The sequence below is a fragment of the Pseudomonas sp. BGI-2 genome, from assembly GCF_004310295.1.
GTDB lineage: Bacteria > Pseudomonadota > Gammaproteobacteria > Pseudomonadales > Pseudomonadaceae > Aquipseudomonas.
On sequence record NZ_SISB01000023.1, the window covers coordinates 59,900 to 83,303 of the forward strand.

General features: G+C 52.4%; 19 protein-coding genes. All 19 read left to right on the forward strand.

The features are described 5' to 3' along the window. The first annotated feature begins 108 nt into the window (after positions 1-108). Complete coding sequence (gene mtnA, locus EYC95_RS16805; protein WP_131061363.1) at positions 109-1,185, forward strand: S-methyl-5-thioribose-1-phosphate isomerase; 1,077 nt, start codon at positions 109-111, stop codon at positions 1,183-1,185. Positions 1,186-1,632: 447 nt separating this feature from the next. Further along, a complete protein-coding gene (gyrA, locus tag EYC95_RS16810; protein WP_131061364.1) occupies positions 1,633-4,287 on the forward strand; it encodes a DNA gyrase subunit A in 2,655 nt (884 codons plus the stop codon). Positions 4,288-4,516: 229 nt separating this feature from the next. Continuing rightward, entirely contained in the window at positions 4,517-5,602 is a 1,086-nt protein-coding gene (serC, locus tag EYC95_RS16815) for a 3-phosphoserine/phosphohydroxythreonine transaminase (RefSeq protein WP_131061365.1), read from the forward strand. Further along, complete coding sequence (gene pheA, locus EYC95_RS16820; protein WP_028620536.1) at positions 5,602-6,696, forward strand: prephenate dehydratase; 1,095 nt, start codon at positions 5,602-5,604, stop codon at positions 6,694-6,696. Before serC ends, pheA begins: the two co-directional genes overlap by 1 nt. Before the next feature lie 10 nt (positions 6,697-6,706). Continuing rightward, complete coding sequence (hisC, locus tag EYC95_RS16825; RefSeq protein WP_131061366.1) at positions 6,707-7,819, forward strand: histidinol-phosphate transaminase; 1,113 nt, start codon at positions 6,707-6,709, stop codon at positions 7,817-7,819. A gap of 28 nt (positions 7,820-7,847) precedes the next feature. Then, entirely contained in the window at positions 7,848-10,055 is a 2,208-nt protein-coding gene (locus EYC95_RS16830) for a bifunctional prephenate dehydrogenase/3-phosphoshikimate 1-carboxyvinyltransferase (RefSeq protein ID WP_131061397.1), read from the forward strand. After that, complete coding sequence (gene cmk / locus EYC95_RS16835) at positions 10,052-10,741, forward strand: (d)CMP kinase (RefSeq protein ID WP_131061367.1); 690 nt, start codon at positions 10,052-10,054, stop codon at positions 10,739-10,741. Before EYC95_RS16830 ends, cmk begins: the two co-directional genes overlap by 4 nt. Before the next feature lie 119 nt (positions 10,742-10,860). Continuing rightward, the gene (gene rpsA, locus EYC95_RS16840; RefSeq protein ID WP_131061368.1) at positions 10,861-12,555 is read left to right on the forward strand and encodes a 30S ribosomal protein S1; all 1,695 of its coding nucleotides are present in this window, start codon (positions 10,861-10,863) and stop codon (positions 12,553-12,555) included. Positions 12,556-12,772: 217 nt separating this feature from the next. Next, the gene (locus EYC95_RS16845; protein ID WP_131061369.1) at positions 12,773-13,051 is read left to right on the forward strand and encodes a hypothetical protein; all 279 of its coding nucleotides are present in this window, start codon (positions 12,773-12,775) and stop codon (positions 13,049-13,051) included. A 143-nt stretch (positions 13,052-13,194) separates the two neighbouring features. Then, positions 13,195-13,491, forward strand: a complete 297-nt coding sequence (gene ihfB, locus EYC95_RS16850) for an integration host factor subunit beta (RefSeq protein ID WP_131061370.1) — start codon at positions 13,195-13,197, stop codon at positions 13,489-13,491. Between the two features lie 41 nt (positions 13,492-13,532). Continuing rightward, the gene (locus EYC95_RS16855; protein ID WP_131061371.1) at positions 13,533-13,751 is read left to right on the forward strand and encodes a lipopolysaccharide assembly protein LapA domain-containing protein; all 219 of its coding nucleotides are present in this window, start codon (positions 13,533-13,535) and stop codon (positions 13,749-13,751) included. A 172-nt stretch (positions 13,752-13,923) separates the two neighbouring features. Beyond that, positions 13,924-14,973: an LPS O-antigen chain length determinant protein WzzB gene (locus EYC95_RS16860; RefSeq protein WP_131061372.1), complete on the forward strand. Its 1,050-nt coding sequence runs from the start codon at positions 13,924-13,926 to the stop codon at positions 14,971-14,973. A gap of 841 nt (positions 14,974-15,814) precedes the next feature. Continuing rightward, entirely contained in the window at positions 15,815-16,357 is a 543-nt protein-coding gene (gene rfaH, locus EYC95_RS16865; RefSeq protein WP_178083840.1) for a transcription/translation regulatory transformer protein RfaH, read from the forward strand. Positions 16,358-16,685: 328 nt separating this feature from the next. Next, on the forward strand, positions 16,686-17,519 hold the full coding sequence (locus EYC95_RS16870) for a GNAT family N-acetyltransferase (RefSeq protein WP_165557466.1): 834 nt from the start codon (positions 16,686-16,688) through the stop codon (positions 17,517-17,519). A gap of 3 nt (positions 17,520-17,522) precedes the next feature. After that, the gene (locus tag EYC95_RS16875; RefSeq protein WP_131061374.1) at positions 17,523-18,626 is read left to right on the forward strand and encodes a DegT/DnrJ/EryC1/StrS aminotransferase family protein; all 1,104 of its coding nucleotides are present in this window, start codon (positions 17,523-17,525) and stop codon (positions 18,624-18,626) included. A gap of 12 nt (positions 18,627-18,638) precedes the next feature. Continuing rightward, a complete protein-coding gene (locus EYC95_RS16880) occupies positions 18,639-19,790 on the forward strand; it encodes a DegT/DnrJ/EryC1/StrS aminotransferase family protein (protein WP_131061375.1) in 1,152 nt (383 codons plus the stop codon). Then, on the forward strand, positions 19,787-21,148 hold the full coding sequence (locus tag EYC95_RS16885) for a lipopolysaccharide biosynthesis protein (RefSeq protein ID WP_131061376.1): 1,362 nt from the start codon (positions 19,787-19,789) through the stop codon (positions 21,146-21,148). Before EYC95_RS16880 ends, EYC95_RS16885 begins: the two co-directional genes overlap by 4 nt. Before the next feature lie 15 nt (positions 21,149-21,163). After that, positions 21,164-22,174, forward strand: coding sequence for a polysaccharide biosynthesis protein (locus EYC95_RS16890; protein WP_131061377.1), 1,011 nt, complete (start codon positions 21,164-21,166; stop codon positions 22,172-22,174). Positions 22,175-22,177: 3 nt separating this feature from the next. Next, positions 22,178-23,353 carry a glycosyltransferase family 2 protein gene (locus EYC95_RS16895; protein ID WP_131061378.1) on the forward strand — a complete coding sequence of 392 codons (1,176 nt, stop codon included), beginning with the start codon at positions 22,178-22,180 and terminating at the stop codon, positions 23,351-23,353. Positions 23,354-23,404 lie beyond the last annotated feature (51 nt).

The window sequence follows — 23,404 nt, forward strand, 5'->3', positions numbered from 1 at the left end:
CGAAGGTCGGTTCCAGTGCTTTTGTAAAGGATGGCGAAGTATACCCGAGCGTCTTCGCGGGGGGATCGCTATAATCGGCGGCTTTTGTTCATGAGTGCGGGGTGTGGGATGCGCGATCGACTGTTGGCTGCGGAGAAGGTGAAGGCCATCGATTGGCGTGATGGCGCCCTGTACCTGCTGGATCAGCGTGTTTTGCCGTTCGAGGAAACGTGGATCGCCTACACCAGCGCCGCTGGCGTGGCCGAGGCCATTCGTTCGATGGTGGTGCGCGGCGCTCCGGCCATCGGCATCAGTGCCGCCTATGGCGTGGTGTTGGCGGCCCGTGCCCGCTTCGCCGAGGGTGGCGACTGGCAGGCGGCGCTGGAAGAAGATTTCGCGCTGCTCGCCGATTCCCGTCCGACCGCGGTCAATCTGTTCTGGGCCTTGGGTCGCATGCGTGATCGGCTTGAACGCTTGAAGCATCACGCCGATCCGTTGTCGTTGCTTGAAGCGGAAGCCATCGCCATTCATGAAAGCGATCGCGAAGCCAACCTGACCATGGCGCAACTCGGTGTGGACCTGATCCGCAAGCACCAGGGCAACGCCCAGGCAATCCTGACCCACTGCAACACTGGCGCGCTGGCCACCGGCGGCTTCGGCACGGCGCTGGGGGTGATTCGCGGAGCCTTTATCGAAGGCATGGTCGAGCGCGTCTACGCCGACGAAACCCGCCCATGGCTGCAAGGTTCGCGATTGACTGCATGGGAACTGGCCAATGAAGGCATTCCCGTGACCGTCAACGCCGACTCCGCCGCCGCGCACATCATGAAAACCAAAGGCGTGACCTGGGTGATCGTCGGCGCCGACCGGATTACCGCCAATGGCGACGTGGCCAACAAGATCGGCACCTATCAGCTGGCGGTCAACGCCATGCACCACGGCGTGCGCTTCATGGTGGTGGCGCCGAGTTCGACCATCGACATGAACCTGGCCAGCGGCGACGAGATTCCTATTGAAGAGCGCGATGGCCGCGAGTTGCTGGAAGTGGGTGGCAAGCGGGTCGGGGCGGATGTCGATGCGTTCAACCCGGTATTCGACGTGACCCCGGCGGACCTGATCGATGCGATCGTTACCGAAAAAGGCATCGTCGAGCGTCCGGATACCGCGAAAATGGCGCAGTTGATGTGCCGTAAGCGCCTGCATTGAAGATATCTGGTGCCTGTTAATTGCCTTCGCGGGCAAGCCTCGCACCAACGATAGATCGCGTCGGTCGCATCTTTTGCGAGCGGCATCGATTCAATGTAGGAGCGAGGCTTGCCCGCGAATGGGCATTAACTGACACCAAATAGCTTTCATTCCTCCCGAAATTTTGCATTCAAAATGCCTCTAAGCCTCTCTCGTCCCCGTTAAGCCTGCCACCAGTCAACTAACTACACTCCATGCGCATCTGGGGGATAGGTGCGTGGCGGCTCTTGTGATAACATCCGGCGTTTTCCGAGGCAGTCCCACGGGGTTGTCTTTACTGCGCAAATCCATGGTTCATCTTGTTGATTTGTCGTAAGTCGGTGCATGGCACTCAGCCTGCAGCGGCGAGCTTCGTTCGTCCCATATGGATGTGACGAGGTTTCACCAGAAAAAGGAATCGAGCTTCTCATGGGCGAACTGGCCAAAGAAATCCTCCCGGTCAATATCGAAGACGAGCTGAAGCAGTCCTACCTCGACTACGCGATGAGCGTAATCGTCGGGCGGGCCCTGCCGGATGCGCGCGATGGCTTGAAGCCCGTGCACCGGCGTGTGCTGTTCGCGATGAGCGAGCTGGGCAACGACTTCAACAAGCCGTACAAGAAATCTGCCCGTGTTGTCGGTGACGTGATCGGTAAGTATCACCCTCACGGTGATACCGCGGTGTACGACACCATCGTTCGGATGGCACAGCCATTCTCGCTGCGCTACCTGCTGGTAGACGGTCAGGGCAACTTCGGTTCCGTGGACGGCGACAACGCCGCCGCCATGCGATACACCGAAGTGCGCATGACCAAGCTGGCGCACGAGCTGCTGGCTGACCTGCATAAAGAAACCGTGGACTGGGTGCCGAACTACGACGGCACCGAAATGATCCCGGCGGTCATGCCGACCCGTATTCCCAACCTTTTGGTCAACGGCTCCAGCGGTATCGCCGTGGGCATGGCGACCAACATCCCGCCGCACAACCTCGGTGAAGTCATCGACGGTTGCCTGGCCCTCATCGACAACCCTGAGTTGACCATCGATGAGCTGATGCAATACATCCCGGGTCCGGACTTCCCGACCGCCGCGATCATCAACGGTCGCGCCGGCATCATCGAAGCCTACCGCACCGGTCGCGGGCGCATTTACATGCGCGCCCGCTCAATGATCGAAGACATTGACAAGGTCGGTGGCCGTCAGCAGATCGTCATCACCGAACTCCCTTACCAGCTGAACAAGGCCCGTCTGATCGAGAAGATCGCCGAGCTGGTAAAAGAGAAGAAGCTCGAAGGCATCACTGAACTGCGCGACGAGTCCGACAAGGACGGTATGCGCGTCGTGATCGAGCTGCGTCGCGGCGAAGTGCCTGAGGTAATCCTCAACAACCTCTACGCCCAGACCCAGCTGCAAGCCGTATTCGGTATCAACATCGTTGCGCTGATCGACGGCCGTCCGCGGATCCTGAACCTCAAGGACCTGCTGGAAGCCTTCGTTCGTCACCGTCGCGAAGTCGTTACCCGCCGTACCGTGTTCGAACTGCGTAAAGCACGCGAACGTGGTCACATCCTGGAAGGTCAAGCGGTTGCCCTGTCGAACATCGACCCGGTCATCGCCCTGATCAAGGCGTCGCCGACGCCGTCGGAAGCCAAGGAAGCGCTGATCAAGACTGCGTGGGAATCTTCCGCCGTAGTCGCAATGGTTGAGCGTGCTGGCGCCGACTCTTGCCGTCCAGAGACCCTGGACGAGCAATACGGTCTGCGCGAAGGCAAGTACTTCCTGTCGCCGGAACAGGCGCAAGCCATTCTGGAACTGCGTCTGCACCGTCTGACCGGTCTGGAACACGAAAAGCTGCTGGCCGAGTATCAAGAGATCCTCAACCAGATCGGCGAACTGATCCGCATCCTCAGCAGCGCCACGCGCCTGATGGAAGTGATCCGCGAAGAGCTGGAAGTGATCCGTGCCGAATACGGCGACGTGCGTCGCACCGAGATTCTCGATGCCCGTCTCGACCTGACCCTGGGTGACATGATCCCGGAAGAAGAGCGCGTCGTGACCATTTCCCACGGTGGCTACGCCAAGACCCAGCCATTGGCTGCGTACCAGGCTCAGCGTCGTGGCGGTAAAGGCAAATCGGCTACCGGCGTCAAGGATGAGGACTACATTGCTCACCTGCTGGTCGCCAACAGCCACACCACGCTGCTGCTGTTCTCCAGCAAAGGCAAAGTGTACTGGCTGAAAACCTATGAAATTCCGGAAGCGTCTCGTGCTGCCCGTGGACGTCCGCTGGTCAACCTGCTGCCGCTGGACAGTGATGAATACATCACCACCATGCTGCCGGTCGAGGAATACACCGAAGGTCACTTCATCTTCATGGCCACTGCCAAAGGCACCGTGAAGAAGACCCCGCTGGAATCCTTCAGCCGTCAACGCAGCGTGGGCCTGATCGCGCTGGAGCTGGACGAAGGTGACGTACTGATTTCTGCCGCCATTACCGATGGTGAGCGCGAAGTCATGCTGTTCTCCGACGGCGGCAAGGTCACTCGCTTCAAGGAAACCGACGTTCGCGCCATGGGCCGTACCGCTCGCGGTGTCCGCGGCATGCGTCTGCCGGAAGGCCAGAAGCTGATTTCCATGCTGATCCCGGAAGAAGGCAGCGAGATCCTCACGGCTTCGGCCCGTGGTTTCGGCAAGCGCACGGCGATCTCCGAGTTCCCTGAGTACAAACGTGGTGGTCAGGGCGTTATCGCCATGGTCAGCAACGACCGTAACGGCCGTTTGGTCGGTGCAGTCCAGGTGCTCGACGGCGAGGAAATCATGCTGATTTCCGACCAGGGCACCCTGGTTCGTACCCGAGTCGACGAAGTCTCCAGCCTGGGTCGTAACACCCAGGGCGTAACCCTGATCAAACTGGCCAGTGATGAAACGCTGGTCGGTCTGGAACGGGTTCAGGAGCCGTCGGAAGTCGAAGGCGAAGAGCTGGAAGGTGAAGAGGGTGCGGTGTTCGACGGCGAAGTCGTGATCGACGACGTTGTTGAAGACCAGCAACTCGACGCCGCAGCCGACGAAGAACCGCAGGAATAAGCGGGCAAGCAGGGGGCGGATGAAAATTCGCCCCCTTGTTGTTTGTCCCTGTTGAAAATATCGACACCCACGAAGATCCCTTGTGGGAGCGGGCTTGCTCGCGAAGACGGACTGACATTCACCACAAATGTCTCCTGTTACACCGCTTTCGCGAGCAAGCCCGCTCCCACATTGGATTTGTGTCGATTGATATGTTTGCATGACCCACCAAATCAGAGCGAGATTGGATGTGAGCAAGAGAGCCTATAACTTCTGTGCCGGTCCTGCGGCACTTCCCGAAGCTGTCCTGCAGCGCGCCCAGGGTGAACTCCTTGATTGGCACGGCAAGGGTCTTTCAGTCATGGAAATGAGCCATCGCAGTGATGAGTTCGTGTCCATCGCCACCAAGGCCGAGCAGGATCTGCGTGATCTGCTGAATATCCCCTCGAACTATAAAGTGCTGTTTCTGCAAGGTGGCGCCAGCCAGCAATTTGCTCAGATCCCTCTGAACCTGTTGCCGGAGGGTGGCACGGCCGACTATATCGACACCGGTATCTGGTCGCAGAAAGCCATCGAAGAAGCTTCGCGCTACGGAAACGTCAACGTTGCCGCTACCGCCAAGCCTTACGACTATTTCGCAATTCCCGGTCAGAACGAATGGAACCTGTCTGCCGAAGCCGCCTACGTTCACTACGCGCCGAACGAAACCATAGGCGGTCTGGAATTCAATTGGGTCCCGGAAACCGGTGACGTTCCGCTGGTCGCCGACATGTCCTCGGACATCCTCTCGCGTCCAATCGATGTTTCGCGCTTCGGCATGATCTACGCCGGCGCACAGAAAAACATCGGCCCGAGCGGCATCGTCGTGAACATCGTTCGCGAAGACCTGTTGGGTCACGCCCGTTCCTTGTGCCCGACCATGCTCAATTACAAGGTCGCGGCCGATAACGGCTCGATGTACAACACACCGCCAACCCTGGCCTGGTATCTGTCCGGTCTGGTATTCGAGTGGCTGAAAGAGCAGGGTGGTGTTGAAGCCATCGGCAAACTCAACGAAGTGAAGCAGCGCACGCTGTACGATTTCATTGACGCCAGCGGCTTGTACAGCAACCCGATCAACAAGTCGGATCGCTCGTGGATGAACGTGCCGTTCCGCCTGGCTGACGATCGTCTCGACAAGCCATTCCTGGCAGGTGCCGAAGAACGTGGCCTGTTGAACCTCAAGGGTCACCGTTCCGTGGGTGGCATGCGTGCCTCCATCTATAACGCCGTCGACATCGTTGCGGTCAACGCACTGATTTCGTACATGGCAGAGTTCGAGAAGGAACACGGTTAATGTCTGAGCAAGAACTCAAGGCACTGCGCGTTCGCATTGATGCTCTGGACACCAAGGTCCTGGAGCTGATCAGTGAGCGCGCACGCTGCGCCCAGGAAGTTGCGCGAGTAAAGATGGCCTCGCTGGCCGAAGGCGAAGTGCCGGTGTTCTATCGTCCTGAGCGCGAAGCTCAGGTGCTCAAGCGCGTGATGGAGCGTAACCAGGGGCCGCTGGGCAACGAAGAGATGGCGCGTTTGTTCCGCGAAATCATGTCCTCGTGCCTGGCCCTCGAACAGCCGTTGAAAGTGGCGTACCTCGGCCCTGAAGGCACCTTCACCCAAGCCGCGGCCATGAAGCACTTCGGTCACGCCGTGATCAGCAAGCCGATGGCGGCAATCGACGAAGTGTTCCGCGAAGTGGCGGCCGGTGCGGTGAACTTTGGCGTGGTCCCGGTGGAGAACTCCACCGAAGGCGCGGTCAACCACACCCTCGACAGCTTCCTTGAACACGACATGGTGATCTGTGGCGAAGTCGAGTTGCGGATTCACCACCACTTGCTGGTCGGCGAAAACACCAAGACTGACAGCATCAGCCGCATCTATTCCCACGCCCAGTCGCTGGCCCAGTGCCGCAAATGGCTGGACGCGCATTACCCGAATGTCGAGCGCGTGGCGGTGTCCAGCAACGCCGAAGCGGCCAAGCGGGTCAAGGGTGAGTGGAACTCGGCGGCGATTGCCGGCGACATGGCCGCTGGCTTGTACGGGCTGACCCGTCTGGCCGAGAAAATCGAGGATCGCCCGGACAACTCCACACGCTTCCTGATGATCGGCAGCCAGGAAGTGCCACCGACCGGCGACGACAAGACCTCGATCATCGTCTCCATGAGCAACAAGCCCGGTGCGCTCCACGAGTTGCTGGTGCCGTTCCACGACAACGGCATCGACCTGACGCGAATCGAGACGCGTCCGTCGCGCAGCGGTAAATGGACCTACGTGTTCTTCATCGACTTCGTCGGCCACCACCGTGATCCGTTGATCAAAGGTGTATTGGAAAAGATCAGTCAGGAAGCAGTGGCACTCAAAGTGCTGGGTTCCTACCCGAAAGCAGTTCTCTAAGGGGTAGCAAATGAGTGGTGACTTCCTCGCTCTGGCACAGCCGGGCGTGCAACAACTTTCGCCTTACGTTCCGGGCAAGCCTGTGGACGAACTGGCACGCGAGCTGGGCATCGATCCAGCCAGCATCGTCAAACTGGCCAGCAACGAAAACCCGTTGGGCGCCAGTCCCAAGGCCCTGGCAGCCATTCGCGAAGCGCTGGCCGAACTGACCCGTTATCCGGACGGCAACGGTTTTGCGCTCAAGACCCTGCTGGCCGATCAGTGCCGCGTCGAGCTCAATCAGGTGACGTTGGGCAACGGTTCCAACGACATTCTGGAGCTGGTCGCGCGCGCCTATCTGGCGCCGGGCTTGAACGCCGTGTTCAGCGAGCACGCGTTTGCGGTCTATCCGATCGTGACCCAAGCCGTTGGCGCCCAGGCAAAAGTGATCCCGGCCAAAGACTGGGGCCATGATCTGTCGGCCATGCTGGCCGCGATCGATGCCAATACCCGTGTGGTCTTCATCGCCAACCCGAACAACCCGACCGGGACCTGGTTCGACGCCGAAGCGCTGGACGAATTCCTGCAGGATGTACCGGAGCACGTGCTGGTGGTGCTGGACGAGGCCTACATCGAATACGCCGAAGGCAGCGACTTGCCGGATGGCCTGGACTATCTGGCGGCTTACCCGAACCTGCTGGTTTCGCGCACCTTCTCCAAGGCCTACGGTCTGGCGGCGTTGCGGGTCGGTTATGGCTTGTCCACTGCGGTGGTCGCGGATGTGCTGAACCGCGTGCGTCAGCCGTTCAACGTTAATAGCCTGGCCCTAGCCGCGGCGTGCGCTGCGCTGCAAGACACCGAGTACCTGGCTGAAAGCCGTCGCCTGAACGAATCCGGCATGCAGCAACTGCAAGCGGGTTTTCGTGAGTTGGGGTTGAGCTGGATTCCGTCCAAGGGCAACTTCATCTGCGTCGATCTGGGGCAAGTGGCGGCGCCGGTCTTCCAGGGTTTGCTGCGCGAAGGCGTGATCGTGCGTCCGGTGGCCAACTATGGCATGCCGAATCACTTGCGCATCACCATCGGTCTGCCGGCAGAAAACAGCCGCTTCCTCGAAGCGCTGACCAAGGTTTTGGCTCGTGGTTGATGTCACTGCACTGCCATCTGCTGAACCTATGATCGGTCGCCTGGTGGTGGTCGGTCTTGGGCTGATCGGTGGTTCGTTTGCCAAGGGTTTGCGTGAAAGCGGTCTGTGCCGCGAAGTGGTCGGGGTCGATCTCGACCCGCAGTCGCGCAAACTGGCGGTTGAGTTGGGTGTGGTGGATCGCTGCGAAGAAGACCTGGCCGTTGCTTGCCAGGGCGCCGACGTCATTCAACTCGCCGTGCCAATCCTTGCCATGGAAAAAATGCTCGGCCGATTGGCCGCCATGGACCTGGGGCAAGCGATTCTGACCGACGTCGGCAGCGCCAAGGGCAACGTGGTGCGTGCGGCAACTGAGGCGTTTGGCGGCATGCCGTCGCGTTTCGTGCCGGGGCATCCGATTGCCGGCTCCGAGCAGAGCGGGGTGGAAGCCTCCAACGCCGAGCTGTTCCGTCGTCATAAAGTGATTCTCACGCCGCTGGATCAAACCGATCCCGCCGCGCTGGCCGTGGTCGACCGTTTGTGGCGCGAATTGGGCGCCGATGTCGAGCACATGCAGGTCGAGCGTCACGACGAAGTGTTGGCGGCGACCAGTCATTTGCCGCACTTGTTGGCGTTCGGTCTGGTCGATTCGTTGGCCAAGCGCAATGAAAACCTTGAGATCTTCCGTTACGCTGCCGGCGGTTTCCGCGATTTCACAAGAATCGCGGGTAGCGATCCGGTCATGTGGCACGACATCTTCCTCGCCAACCGCGAAGCTGTCCTGCGCACACTCGATACATTTCGCAGCGACCTCGACGCCTTGCGCGACGCGGTCGATGCAGGGGATGGGCACCAATTGTTGGGCGTGTTCACTCGCGCCCGGGTTGCCCGCGAACATTTCAGTAAAATCCTGGCACGCCGGGCTTATGTGGACGCTATGAACTCCAACGACCTGATTTTCCTGGCACAACCTGGTGGCCGCCTGACTGGGCGGATTCGTGTACCGGGCGATAAATCGATTTCCCACCGTTCGATCATGCTCGGCTCCCTGGCCGAAGGCGTCACCGAAGTCGAAGGCTTCCTCGAGGGCGAAGACGCTCTGGCGACCTTGCAAGCCTTCCGCGACATGGGTGTAGTGATCGAAGGTCCGCACCATGGCCGCGTGACCATTCATGGTGTCGGCCTGCATGGCTTGAAGCCTGCGCCGGGTCCGATCTATCTGGGCAACTCCGGCACCTCGATGCGTCTGCTGTCGGGCCTGCTCGCTGCGCAGGACTTCGACAGTACGCTGACCGGCGATGCTTCGCTGTCCAAGCGTCCGATGAATCGCGTGGCCAATCCGCTGCGTGAAATGGGCGCCGTGATCGAGACCGCCGCCGAGGGTCGTCCGCCGATGACCATCCGTGGCGGCAACAAGCTCAAAGGCCTGACTTACACCATGCCGATGGCCAGTGCCCAGGTTAAATCCTGCCTGCTGCTGGCTGGCCTGTACGCCGAAGGCAAGACCACTGTTACCGAGCCGGCTCCGACTCGCGATCACACCGAGCGCATGCTGCGTGGCTTCGGCTACCCGGTCAGTGTCAACGGTGCTACCGCTTCGGTCGAATCCGGCCACAAGCTGACGGCGACCCACATTGAAGTACCGGGCGATATTTCTTCTTCCGCGTTCTTCCTGGTCGCCGCGTCGATCGCCGAAGGTTCGGAACTGGTGCTTGAGCATGTCGGCATCAACCCGACCCGTACCGGCGTGATCGACATTCTGCGTTTGATGGGGGCTGACATTACCCTGGAAAACCAGCGTGAAGTCGGCGGCGAGCCTGTGGCTGACCTGCGCGTACGTGCAGCTAAACTCAAGGGTATCGAGATTCCCGAAGCGCTGGTTCCGCTGGCCATCGACGAATTCCCGGTGCTGTTCGTGGCTGCGGCCTGTGCCGAAGGGCGTACCGTATTGCGCGGCGCCGAGGAACTGCGAGTCAAGGAGTCTGATCGTATCCAGGTCATGGCCGATGGCTTGTTGGCGCTGGGCGTCAAATGCGAACCGACCCCGGACGGCATTATCATCGACGGCGGCCTGATCGGCGGCGGCGAAGTGCACGGGCACGGCGATCACCGGATCGCCATGGCCTTCAGCGTTGCTTCGCTGCGCGCCACTGCACCGATTCGCATCCATGATTGTGCCAACGTCGCGACGTCGTTCCCGAACTTCCTCGCGCTGTGCGCTCAGGTCGGTATCCGTGTTGCACAAGAGGCTCAGTCGTGAATATCAAGCCACCGGTCATCACCATCGACGGGCCTAGCGGCTCGGGCAAGGGCACTATTGCCGGGATTCTGGCCAAGCGCCTGGGCTGGTGCCTGCTGGACTCCGGTGCGCTGTACCGTCTGCTGGCATTCGCTGCGCGTAATCATGGCGTCGACCTGACCAATGAAGAGTCGCTCAAGCTTCTGGCCGCTCATCTGGACGTGCAGTTCGTCGGAGCGACGGAAGGTCATCCGCAGCGAATCATTCTCGAAGGTGACGATGTCACTGATGATTTGCGCAATGAACAGGTTGGCGCATGGGCCTCGCAAGTGGCCGCGTTGCCGGCGGTGCGCGACGCACTGCTGCAGCGCCAGCGGGCGTTTCAGGAGCCGCCGGGCCTGGTAGCTGATGGTCGCGACATGGGCACGGTGGTTTTCCCCGACGCGCCACTGAAGATATTCCTCACTGCCAGTGCCGAGGAGCGTGCGCGCCGTCGATACTTGCAGTTGAAGGGCAAAGTCGATGGTGTTAGTCTGTCGAGTCTGCTAGATGAGATACGTGCACGCGATGAGCGTGACACCCAGCGAGCGGTAGCCCCGCTCAAGCCGGCGGCTGACGCCATACAGCTGGATTCCACGGAATTATCCATCGATCAGGTGCTGGAACGCATCATGAGCGAGATCGCACTCCGCGATATCGCCGGGTGACCAAGAGACTTCGCAGGGGACCAGTCATAGTCCTGCGCTGTTTCTTTAAATGAACGTAACCCACGTCGTCTGGGATGTGGAGATGGGCGTATTCTTCGCCCTTATCATCAGGAATTAAAATGAGCGAAAGCTTTGCGGAACTCTTTGAAGAAAGCCTAAAAACCCTGAACCTTCAGGCAGGCTCCATCATCACCGGTGTTATCGTTGATATCGATTACCAAGCTCGCTGGGTAACCGTTCACGCTGGCCTGAAGTCTGAAGCACTCATCCCGCTTGAGCAGTTCTACAACGATGCTGGCGAACTGACTATCAACGTCGGTGACGAAGTTCACGTTGCTCTGGACTCGGTTGAAGACGGCTTTGGTGAAACCAAGCTGTCCCGTGAAAAAGCCAAGCGCGCTGAATGCTGGATTGTTCTGGAAGCAGCCTTCGCAGCCGAAGAAGTGGTCAAGGGCGTTATCAACGGTAAGGTTAAAGGCGGCTTCACTGTCGACGTTAACGGCATCCGTGCGTTCCTGCCAGGTTCTCTGGTTGACGTTCGTCCAGTGCGCGACACCACGCACCTGGAAGGCAAAGAGCTGGAATTCAAGGTCATCAAGCTTGACCAGAAACGCAACAACGTTGTCGTTTCCCGTCGTAGCGTCCTCGAAGCCGAGAACTCCGCTGAGCGTGAAGCTCTGCTGGAATCCCTGCAGGAAGGCCAACAAGTCAAAGGTATCGTCAAGAACCTCACCGATTACGGCGCATTCGTCGATCTGGGTGGCGTCGATGGCCTGCTGCACATTACCGACATGGCTTGGAAGCGTATCAAGCATCCTTCCGAAATCGTCAACGTTGGCGACGAGATCGATGTCAAGGTTCTGAAGTACGATCGCGAACGCAATCGTGTTTCCCTGGGCCTCAAGCAACTGGGCGAAGATCCATGGGTTGCTATCAAAGCCCGTTACCCAGAAAGCACTCGCGTTACCGCTCGTGTAACCAACCTGACCGACTACGGCTGCTTCGCTGAGCTGGAAGAAGGCGTTGAAGGTCTGGTACACGTTTCCGAAATGGACTGGACCAACAAAAACATCCACCCTTCGAAAGTCGTACAAGTCGGCGACGAAGTGGAAGTTATGGTTCTGGACATCGACGAAGAGCGTCGTCGTATCTCCCTCGGCATCAAACAGTGCAAATCTAACCCATGGGAAGATTTCTCTGGCCAGTTCAACAAGGGCGATAAAATCTCCGGCACCATCAAGTCGATCACCGATTTCGGTATCTTCATTGGTCTGGACGGCGGCATCGACGGTCTGGTTCACCTGTCCGACATCTCCTGGAACGAAGTGGGCGAAGAAGCCGTTCGCCGCTTCAAGAAGGGCGACGAGCTGGACACCGTTATCCTGTCGGTTGACCCAGAGCGCGAGCGCATCTCCCTGGGTATCAAGCAACTGGAAAGCGATCCGTTCTCCGAGTACGTTCAAGAGAACGACAAAGGCGCAATCGTTAAAGGCATCGTGAAAGAAGTTGACGCTAAAGGCGCCATCATCACTCTGGCCGACGATATCGAAGCGACTCTGAAAGCCTCTGAAATCAGCCGTGACCGCGTTGAAGACGCGCGCAACGTTCTGAAAGAAGGCCAGGAAGTAGAAGCCAAGATCATCAGCGTTGACCGCAAGAGCCGTGTAATCCAGCTCTCCATCAAGTCGAAAGACGATGCTGAAGAGAAAGAAGCAATCCAAAGCCTGCGCGACAAGCCAGCTTCGGATGCTCCTGCTGCTGGTCCTACCACTCTGGGCGACCTGTTGCGTGCACAAATGGAAAAACAGAACTAAGTTCTGTCAGACCATAGAAAAAGGGCGGCTTCGGTCGCCCTTTTTTGTGCCCGGGATTTGGTGAGCCTGTTGGTGTATTCACGCCGGGGTGGCTGCCCTTGAAACCAATGACCGTTCTGAGTTGTCTCTTTCTTTAATCGGATCAATCGCTTATTTGCAGCTAGTCTGTAGCTCAGGCGAACAAAAGCCGGGCAGGGCGCCTGCCATAAGGAAGTGAATGAACAAGCTCATTGTCGCAATCGCAGTATTGGCATTGGTGGGCTGTGGCACGAATGCCAAGACCCATGCGGTACGTGGAGTCAGTGGGTTAGAGATAGATTGCTCAGGGTTGGGTTCTGGATGGGAGAAGTGTCGTAAACGCGCGGAAAAAGAGTGTAAGGCGACAGGCTACAAGATCATGGCAAGATCCGATGATGCCAAGGATGAGGATGAATTCCCTTTCGGTTTTAATCCCGCAGGTTATCTGACGCGCACCATGTTGGTTATCTGTCGATGAGGCTGATTGGTGTTGAGGTTTGCTGAAATGAGGAAGGGTATTGTTGGCAAAGATATGTGAAACCCTGGGCTGTTCAAATTCCTCTGGGCATGCTAAAACCTTTGAAGCGCTTTTCCTAGCTGCTTGAAAAAGAAGGGAAAAATATGACGAAGTCGGAGTTGATCGAACGAATTGTCACCCATCAAGGGCTGCTCTCATCCAAGGATGTGGAGCTGGCCATCAAGACCATGCTTGAGCAAATGTCTCAATGTCTGGCCACTGGTGATCGTATCGAGATCCGTGGTTTTGGCAGCTTCTCTCTGCACTATCGCGCACCGCGAGTGGGGCGTAATCCCAAGACCGGTCAGTCGGTTAGCCTGGATGGCAAGTTTGTCCCGCATTTCAAGCCGGGGAAGGAACTTAGGGATCGGGTGAATGAAGATGAGGAGGAGGTGCATTGAGGGCGGGTAGACGCTTTAAAGTGCACGGTGCGATTCGAGCAATGACTGGCGCGCTGACATTGGCATTGGCGATAGTGGTTGTCGTTTTCGTCATTGAAAATAATCATCCAGCGTCGCTGCTGTTTTTCGGCTGGTCTTCTCCCTCGCTTCCGTTTGCTCTTTATATCGTGTCAGCTTTGCTGATTGGCGTCGGGATTGGGGTGATTTTGAGTTGGGTGGCTCGCGCGCGGGTAAAACAAAAAATCTCGCGCACCGAATAGAAAACAGAAATTACATGCATTCTGACAGCGAAACTCTATACTGGTAGCCTGCATTTATATCCCTTGGTCGTATCCCGCCACATTTTTTCTGTGTGGGATTTAACCATGTAGGCAGCTAGCAAAATAGCAGTAATAAATTTCAGAATGGAAAAATTGAAGGGCGATGTACTTTATGCAAAATAACAATGGTGATGAGCGTTCAAGTGAAGTTGACTTGTTAGAGCTCTTGAAGGTTCTTTGGGTGCAGAAGTGGTTGGTGTTCTGGGTCGCATTTTCTTTTGCATTTGTTGCTGCTCTCTATGCGTACATCACGACACCAGTGTATGAGGCTAAATATTATATATCACCTCCTTCTTTAAATGATATTGCCAATCTAAACTATGGGCGCACCCGAGAGTCAGGCCTTGGCTCTTTTACAGTCGTCGATGTATATAAGGTTTTTTTGAGTAATTTGCAGTCTGAAGATCTTCGCCAATCTTTTTTTCGAAAGTATTACAGTCCAGAGCTGAAACTAAGTGATGGAGATAAATTGCCGGGAAACATTTATGATGAATTTTCTAGAAGTTTGAATATTGCTCCCGTTGGAAAAGAGCTTAATGAGCGTTGGTCTGTTTCTATTCAGGGGGAGAATCCCGAGAAAATCACTGAATGGGCTAGTCTTTATGTGAGTTATGCAGGGCAACGAGCTGAGCGCGAAGTCGTTAACAGTGCTATTAAAGAAGCGGCTGTTTTAGCTAGAAACATGCAATTGGAAATAACTTCACTGCAAGAGTCGGGTAAGAAAGTAAGAGAAGATGCCACTAACCAGTTGAAAGAGGCGTTGGCTGTCGCGAAGGCAAGCGGGATAGAAAATTCTGTGACATTTACGGGAGAGAGTTCCTCGAAGCTTGCGGGCAATATGTCCGGCGACTTTGCGTATATGCGAGGGAGTAAAGCATTGGAAGCCGAGTTGAAAAATATAGAAAGCCGGCAGTCCAATGACTCGTTTATCAAAGGGTTAAGAGAACTCCAGGCTAAATATAGCTTTTACAAGGGGTTGGAAGCCAGCGAGTACAAAGTTTCTGTATTTCGGCAAGATGGATTGGTCGCTCAGCCAACTGCTCCAGTCAAGCCCAAGAAAATACTCATCATTTTGTTAGGTTTACTTGCCGGTATTTTCGTTGGATGTGTAGTTGTTTTGATGCGTAGTTTTCTTAAAAAACACAACGCCAATGGTATTTAGCTGTTAGCTAATTCTGCAAGGATGCACGCATTTCTAAAAGTGGAAAGCTAGTGCGGGGAGTGTTTACTTGGTGTCAAGTTACGTCTGTGAACAGCAACGCGTGCTAGACCTCCTGCACATCGGCAAATACTAAAGCTCATCTAGTCGTGAATCGCGTATCCCCTAAGTCCGTGGTTTAGCCTGGTAAATACTGGGTTGACCCGCGGGCTTCTGTTTATCAAATTTTATCAGGTAGTCTGAATGCAGGAGCGAAGCGTATGGATAGCGAGCGACGGTCTAGTAAATCTTCCGCCAGATAACTCGTCGGCAAACCGCAAAAACATGCATACGCTGGCCGCGTCATAAGCGACGGTCGTTCGATGTACCCCAGATAGCAGCATGTGCGCCGGTGAGTGACCCTCGATGGGGGTAGATGCTTTGCTCGGCGAAGAAGTGCCATAATGCACTCTTACTGCCGGTTTAGACCAAGTGCAAGCAGGGAAAAGCTAATTCGAAGCATGGTTCGAAAGCATTTTTAACTAGGCCGTGAGCGCTAGCCCATCGTTGCGGTGAGAGCGCGATTGACGGCTACTTCGTGCGTGAAAATCAGCAAGGTCTGGTAGAATTTATCGAAGGCTTGTTTGCTGGTTGTCGATCGTTACGCGGCGCGCGGCAAACGAGTGCTCTAGCCCGATTTTCAGAAATGCCTTCGCTATCAGAAGTCAATGGTGACGAAAGTGGAAATAACTACCACGGCCCCACCGCTTGGTAGTCTAGGCTAGCACCGAACAGCGGGGAATGCTTGACGTGTTTCCGCAGTTAGTACGCAATGAATTGAAGTGATGTCAGTGATGGATTGGAGATGAAAATTTTTTCCGCGAAGGCCGCTTCAAGCTGTGCTCAGTGTAAAAACTGGTATCTCGTGCAGTGCAAGCCGCGCCAAGACGAGCGTGCTGAGGATAATCTGTCGCGTCAGGGTTACGAAGTCTTTCGCCCAAAATGTCGGTATCAGAGGTTGATTCGTGGACAACACCGCTGGGAAGTGGGGTCATTATTTCCAGGTTACTTGTTTATCAATCTGCCGGCAGAGTCAAACTGGGCACCTCTGCGCTCGACCCGCGGGATGAGCCGTGTGGTGGCATTTGGTGGACTGCCAGTGGCAGTCAGTGAAGGCATCGTTAAGCACCTTCAAGCGCGGGGAGAAACCGCCTTGCAATCGGAGCTACAGTCAGGCGATAACGTGCGAATCATGGAAAACGGCTTCACTGACGTCGATGCAATTTTTATGGCGTTGGATGGAGATGAACGGGTTATTCTGTTGATAAACCTTCTGAATCGCCAGCAGCAAATTACCGTACCTCTGGCAAGCATCGAAAGCGTCAGAGGCTTATCAGGATCGTTGTGACGTAGGTGCGTGTAAATGGTGAGGCGGCGTTTTCAGGAAATCAACGTTAAATCCTGGGGCGGTAGCGTGTCTGAATCAACTCACCTCGTCTGTTTAGCAGTTATTTGTATCGAAGTCAATAAGCGTTGAAGGGCTGTTATTCGAGATGTATGTGGTAAAATGTCTTAATGCACACCGGATAATTTCCTGTCGAGCCAGTTCAATTTGTGATGCTGTAGTCTAAGAAAAATCTTACACACTTTTGTTGATGGTCTTTAGCTAATGTACTGCTCTCATTTAAAATCGAAGTCCCGAGTGGTTTTTCATTGTCAATCAGGAGTTGAAGCTTGTGACTGACCCTTCAAGTCTTAAAGTGGTTGTTACAAGTGGTGTTCCTGCACCTGCTCGAGAACTCCTATGGGAAGTATTCTTTGCATCAAGAGGACGCGGTGTTAGTTTGCCCGCTCACTTTCCATGGATAGACAGTACTGACAATGTTTTTTGTATCAGCTTACTCGACGCGCATTTTCCGAAAGGAGAGAAGGTAATTGGCGCCTTAGTAATAAAGACGGTCGATGTTTCGATGCATCAACAGGTCGGGTTCGTAGGTTTAGTATGTGTCGCTGAAGACTGGCGGGGTAAGAATCAAAGTTCGCGGTTGTTATTGGAAGCGACGAAGCTCGGGCAGAACCTACACCTTCACGCACTTGTTCTATGGACACAAAAGCCAAACGTATATATTGGTCAGGATTTCGTTATCGATGGGCAGGATTTCTTTGGATGCGCTCTAAGGGGTAAGAAGTCTATCATTACAATGGCTTTTACCAGCGAAGGTTGGCCCGATTCAACGGGTATTCAAAATCAGCAAGGTCTACCCCCGTTTTCAATTGGCGGCAGATTGATCTCAACTGAACACGCAAAAGTGGTCATTGTTGAATCCCTGGATGGCGACGTGACGCTGGTGAAGTGGATCGGCCGGAAAGAAGATGTTGCCGATCTGGTAGAGTGTGCGTTGCCTGATAAGTGGGGAGTAAATATATCAGAGGGCGATGCATTAGTTGAGGAGTTGCGGAAGAGACAGTTTAAAATTGACCTCATGCCAGCAGCCGTGCGTATGGTCAAGAATTTGAAAAAACCATCGATAACACTATTAAACACTATTGAATTTCTTGATCGAGTCTAAACTATGTCAAATTCCCGTCCTTCTATACCGTTAGTTAAAGTGGCTATGCCGCCGCGTGAAAAGCTGATGCCATCCCTCGAATCAGTACTGTACAGCGGTATGATTGCGGAGGGAGAATTCGTCTATCGATTTGAGGAAAGATTTTCGCAGCAATTTGGACTAGCTAATGTGCTGGCCACGAGTAGCGGTACTGCTGCTCTGCATTTGGCTTTTCTACTTTCCGGTGTCAGACCTGGAAATGAGGTGATTACTACCTCAATGACTGCTGAGCCGACAAACACCACAATTTTGCAAGTGGGCGCGAAGCCTGTCTTCGCAGACGTCGATGCTACTACGGGTAATTTATCCCCGAGTTCTGTTGAGTCTTTGATAACACAACGCACAAAGGCGATTTGCGTAGTTCATTATGCAGGGTACCCTGCTCGCTTGAACGAACTCAGAAAACTAGCTGACCAATATGGTTTGTCTTTGATCGAAGACTGTGCTCACGCTCTCGGCGCAGCATATGATAACCAACCGATTGGTAGCGTAGGGGACTATGCAATATTCTCCTTCCAGGCTATCAAACATATGACAACTATAGACGGTGGCATTCTTGCCATGAAAGACCCTGGAAAAGTCAGTGAGGCCCGTCGTCTTCGCTGGTTTGGTCTATCGAAAGGTGTACCCCGTACCGAAGTAGATATCACCACTGTCGGTTTTAAATATAATATGAACAATGTGACTGCGGTGATTGGTTTAAATCAGTTGGATGGAATTTCACCGATACTGCAGCGACATTACGATAATGGTCGGTATTTCGATCAAATGCTTAACAATATAGCGGGCATGGCTCCAGCGAGTGTTGATTCGCTAAGTAAACCAGCGTACTGGCTATACACTCTACTTACAGATGACTCGGATGAGGTTGAGCGACTCCTGACATCGGAGGGGATTATGGCTTCCAAACTTCATCGTCCAAATCATTTGCATTCGGTTTTCAAACCATTTGTAACTCCTATGCCAGAACTCGAAATATTTTATGATCGACTAGTACATATCCCATGTGGCTGGTGGGTGTCGGACGAAGACAGGGAACGCATTGTTAGTACGTTAAAGCGTGGTTAAACGGAGGTTGATATGACAAAAACAATCCCGCTTTATGGCGTTGTCAATCTTCCTGCAATGGAAATGGTTGCCTTGGATGTCTTACGATCCGGTAGGCTAGCAAGCGGAGAGTTTGTCAGTCAATTTGAGACGAGGCTTAGTGATTTGGTAGGGTTACCAAACGTCGTCACAACTATAGACATGACGAGTGCGCTGTTTCTGGCCTTACACTTGGCCGAAGTTAGTGAAGGCGATGAGGTGCTGACTTGCGCTTTTGCATGTCTATCGACAAATTCGGCTATAGCTCAGTGTCATGCGACTCCAGTTTGGGTTGATTTTAAGCCGATGACTGTAGAAATGGACATAGCGGATTTAGAATCAAAAATATCCCCAAGAACCAAAGCAGTTATCCTTTACCATGTAGCTGGCTATCCGGGGCCTGCTCGAGAGATCGCAGCACTGTGTAAAAAACATAATATAATTTTGATTGAAGACTGTGATAACGCGCTTTTTGCGGCTCGGGATTCCACGTTAGTTGGATCACACGGTGACTTTGCTATTTTCTCATTTTATCCAAATAGACAAATAAACACTGCGGAGGGCGGTGCGTTAGTATGTAAAAATAATGAAATGGCAGATAGAGCTCGCAAGCTGAGACGGTTTGGTATTAATTTCAACACGTTTCGCGGGATTGACGGCGAAATAAATGCTGCTTCGGATATTCCTGAGATTGGTTGGGGGATAACCCTTAATAATTTGTGTTGTGCCTTAGGATGCGCTCAGTTAGATTCGGTGAAGAACAGGTATGAAAAAACGACGGAAAATGTAAGAAAGTTGCGGTCACTGATTGAAAATATAGAAGGTATTGAGCCTGTTTCTATAATTGAAAATGGAACACCTGCTTATTGGGTCTTTCTGCTTTTTGCGTACAATCGCGATGAAGTCATATCTTTCCTTAAGAGCCAAGGTATTATGGCTTCGGCAATACATCAACGTAACGACATTTATAGCGGTTTCGGTGTTACGAAAAAAATACAATTACCCAATACTGATTATCTTCAAAATCACATCATCGGTGTTCCATGTGGTTGGTGGTTGGGAGAGCAAGAAATAGAACAAATTGCCAACGCTCTGGTAAAAGCGAGTTCTCTCGTAATGGCCGACAAAAATGTGAATGATGCATGAGATTACGCAACGCTGCTATCGGCAATATGCTGATGTTATATGCTGGGAAAACTTCGAGTCTGTTAGTGGCGTTTGTTTTTTTACCACTTTACAATCGCTTGTTAGGTCCTGAGCAATTTGGAGTTGTAGCCGTTATTTTGTCACTACAGGCTCTGTTGGTGATGATGGACCTGGGAATGTCAACTTTAGTCGGCAGGGAAGTTGCTGTCGCTTCGAGCAGAGAAAGCTCGTGTATAAAGTTAATTCGCACTGCGGAGCTAAGTTTATCAGTATTCTACGCGATTATACTTTTTGGAGCCTTGCTCGCCAGTAATTTAGGCTGGTTTATCGGTACGGGATCAGTTGTCATAAGCGGCGTCGTATTATTGTTTTTGTTGCTCGTATTGCAAAATCTGTATTATTCATTGTTAATCGCGAATCGCGATTATGCCGTCGGAAGTTTTGTACAGGTTATAGGTGTAGCTGCTCGCGCTTGTGCCACTGCGTATGTTCTATCATTTCACTCTGCATCTTTGCAGGCGTTCATTATCACGCAATTAATTTTCGGTTTCATCCATTGGTGGGTGTCACGTATTTACTGTATGAAAAAAATATCAGAAAACGAATCGTCTGATCCTGAATTGCAGTGGCCGAAATTTTCGGATGCGTTAGCGTTAACCCGTGCAGGTAGTGCTCTTGTGTTGTTTTCAGCTGCGGGAGCCGCAGTGACTCAATTGGACAAACCCATAATCTCTATGTTTGTTTCCGCTGCAAGCGTATCTCCATATTACTTGGCAAGTCTCTTGTGCATGACGCCCATCTCTATATTGGCAAGTCCTGTCAGTCAGTACTTCCAACCCTTGTTTCTGAAGGAGGCGGTGAACGGTTTCAGTGCTAGTGCTAAACAGTTGACTGGTAGGTTCGTCTATTCGATCTTTTTAGTTACAGCATTACCAACCCTAGTATTATGGTGGTTTCGCGCGCCAATTATTGATATTTGGGTCGGAGAAAGTGGCGATAATGTCATTTTATCTAGATACGTAGAAATATTACTTCCTGGATTAGCAGTGGGAGCTTTGGGTTTTGTTCCCTATAACTTATTAGTATTTGCGAAAGATTTTCGTTTCCAAGCTATCTTTTCTGCGTGTCTGACTATAATAACCCTATGTTTGGTTACCTTTGCAGCTAAGAAGCAAAACGTAGAAGCAATTTGTATAATCTATTCCCTTTATCATGCTTTTTCGACGTTAGGGTCTTGGTGCAGAGCTATTATTCTCCCAGAGACGAGGCCATACGCTCGATATGCAGGAATTATAGCGGTGTCCCTTACGACCGTGTTTGTTTCGATTATCGGATTTTCTAGTTTTTTGCTGTTTTGAACTATGGAGTTAACTATGTTTGACAACAAAGTATTAATGATTACCGGTGGCACTGGTTCATTTGGTAATACAGTGCTTAAAAGGTTTTTGGACACCAATGTTAAAGAAATTATTGTCTTTAGCAGAGATGAAAAAAAACAAGAAGATATGCGAATTGCACTAAACAATCCGAAGATTAAATTTTATATTGGTGATGTTCGGAATTATGACAGTATTAATCGTGCGATGGCCAATGTAGATTACGTTTTCCATGCCGCAGCGCTTAAGCAGGTTCCTTCATGTGAGTTCTATCCCATGGAAGCTGTGCTGACTAATGTTATGGGTACCGAAAATGTATTGAACGCTGCGATTGATAATAATGTCAAACGAGTGGTTTTGCTAAGCACGGACAAAGCTGTATATCCAATTAATGCGATGGGAATCTCCAAAGCAATGGGTGAAAAAATATTAATTGCCAAATCTCGTACAGTTCGCGAGGGGGGGCCAGTGCTTTGTGCAACTCGCTACGGCAATGTGATGGCTTCGCGAGGCTCCGTAATCCCGCTTTTTGTGGACAAAATAAAATCAAGCCTCCCGCTCACAGTTACAGATCCTAATATGACCAGGTTTCTAATGTCTTTAGAAGACTCTGTGGATTTGGTCCTTCACGCGTTTGAGCATGGAGAGCAAGGTGATATCTTTGTCCAAAAAGCGCCCGCAAGTACCATTGGGGATTTGACAATTGCGTTGAAGGAGCTTTTTAAAAGCGATACAGAAGTTAATATCATCGGTACGCGACATGGAGAAAAACTTTACGAGTCGTTAGTGTCACGTGAAGAAATGGCCAAAGCAGTCGATATGGGGCGTTATTTTAGAGTTCCAGCCGATAACCGGGATCTGAATTATGATAAATTTATAGTTCAAGGTCAGCCAAGTGCAAATGATGTAGACGACTATACGTCACACAATACAAACTTGTTAGATATTGAGCAAATCAAATCCCTGCTATTGACACTTCCTTATATCCAAGACAGTCTCGACTCTTAATCTATGACACTTCTTAGTATTATTGTACCTACACACAACCGGGCAAGTTGCGCGGTTCAAACTATCAAAACTCTATTGGCGTTACCGGATGACGTTCAAATTGTCGTATGTGACTCCAGTCCGATAGATGAAATAACTCCAAACTTTTTGAACCTTTATCCCGAATCTCGACTTAAGTTAGTTAGATCAGAGCAAGGAATCAGCGTAGTAGAAAATTTCAACCTTGGTTTGGATTCCTGCGATGGCGAGTATTTAGTATTTATAGGTGATGATGATTTCGTGACTAAGGAAATTGTCGAGGTTGCGAAGTGGGCAAGTTTGAATAAAGTTGACTCCCTCAAATTTAATTTCTCAGCCCTGTATTATTGGCACGACTATACGCATGCCACTAGAGGTGATTCATACTCGGGCACTCTTCATGTCAGCCCATTTACTGGCGCCGTTAGTAATCATGATATTTCAAAATCCATATCTTACGCGTTAGATAATTTTGGGGGCGGTGTCTTTGATATGCCAAGGGCGTATGCGGGGATGATCTCTTCTTCGTTGGCTTCTAGTATTGTTAAAAAGTATGGAAGTTTGTTTGGGGGAGTAAGCCCTGATATCTATAGTTCTTTTCTTATTTCTAACGAAGCTAAAAATTGTAAATGGATAGACTATCCAGTAATTATACCAGGTGCCTCGGGCCTCAGTACAACGGGACAAAGTAATTCAGGGGCGCATTATGGGAAGTTGAGGGATAATCCACATATAGCTCCATTCAAAAATTTAGTATGGGATAGTCGAATTCCTGAATTTTATTCAGTTCCAACGGTTTGGTCTTATTCCCTCTTGCAGGCTATAGAGCAGGTGGAAAGGATAGGTGGAGAAAAAGTTGATCCAAACTTTAGCCGCTTGATATTGAAATGCTTTGTGTATCACCCAAAGTCTTACCGTGAGAACTCAGTCGCGCTTAAAAATCTTTTCGCCGAATTTGGGGTGTTGAAATTTTCAATGAAAATTCTGGCATCGGTCGGTACAGAATTTTTATGGGGCGCTTCGCGAGTGATTAACAGAATAAAAGCCCGCTACATTAAGAAAGAAGTTGATGTTATTTACAATCTTGAAACGTCCTTAGATGCAAGTTTTGCTTTCGAACTGTATTTGAAAAAGAAAAGTATCAAGCTCAATTTGTCTTAATGTCGATCTAGGCTTATTGATAAAAATGGTGCGGTGATATTGTAGTTTGTA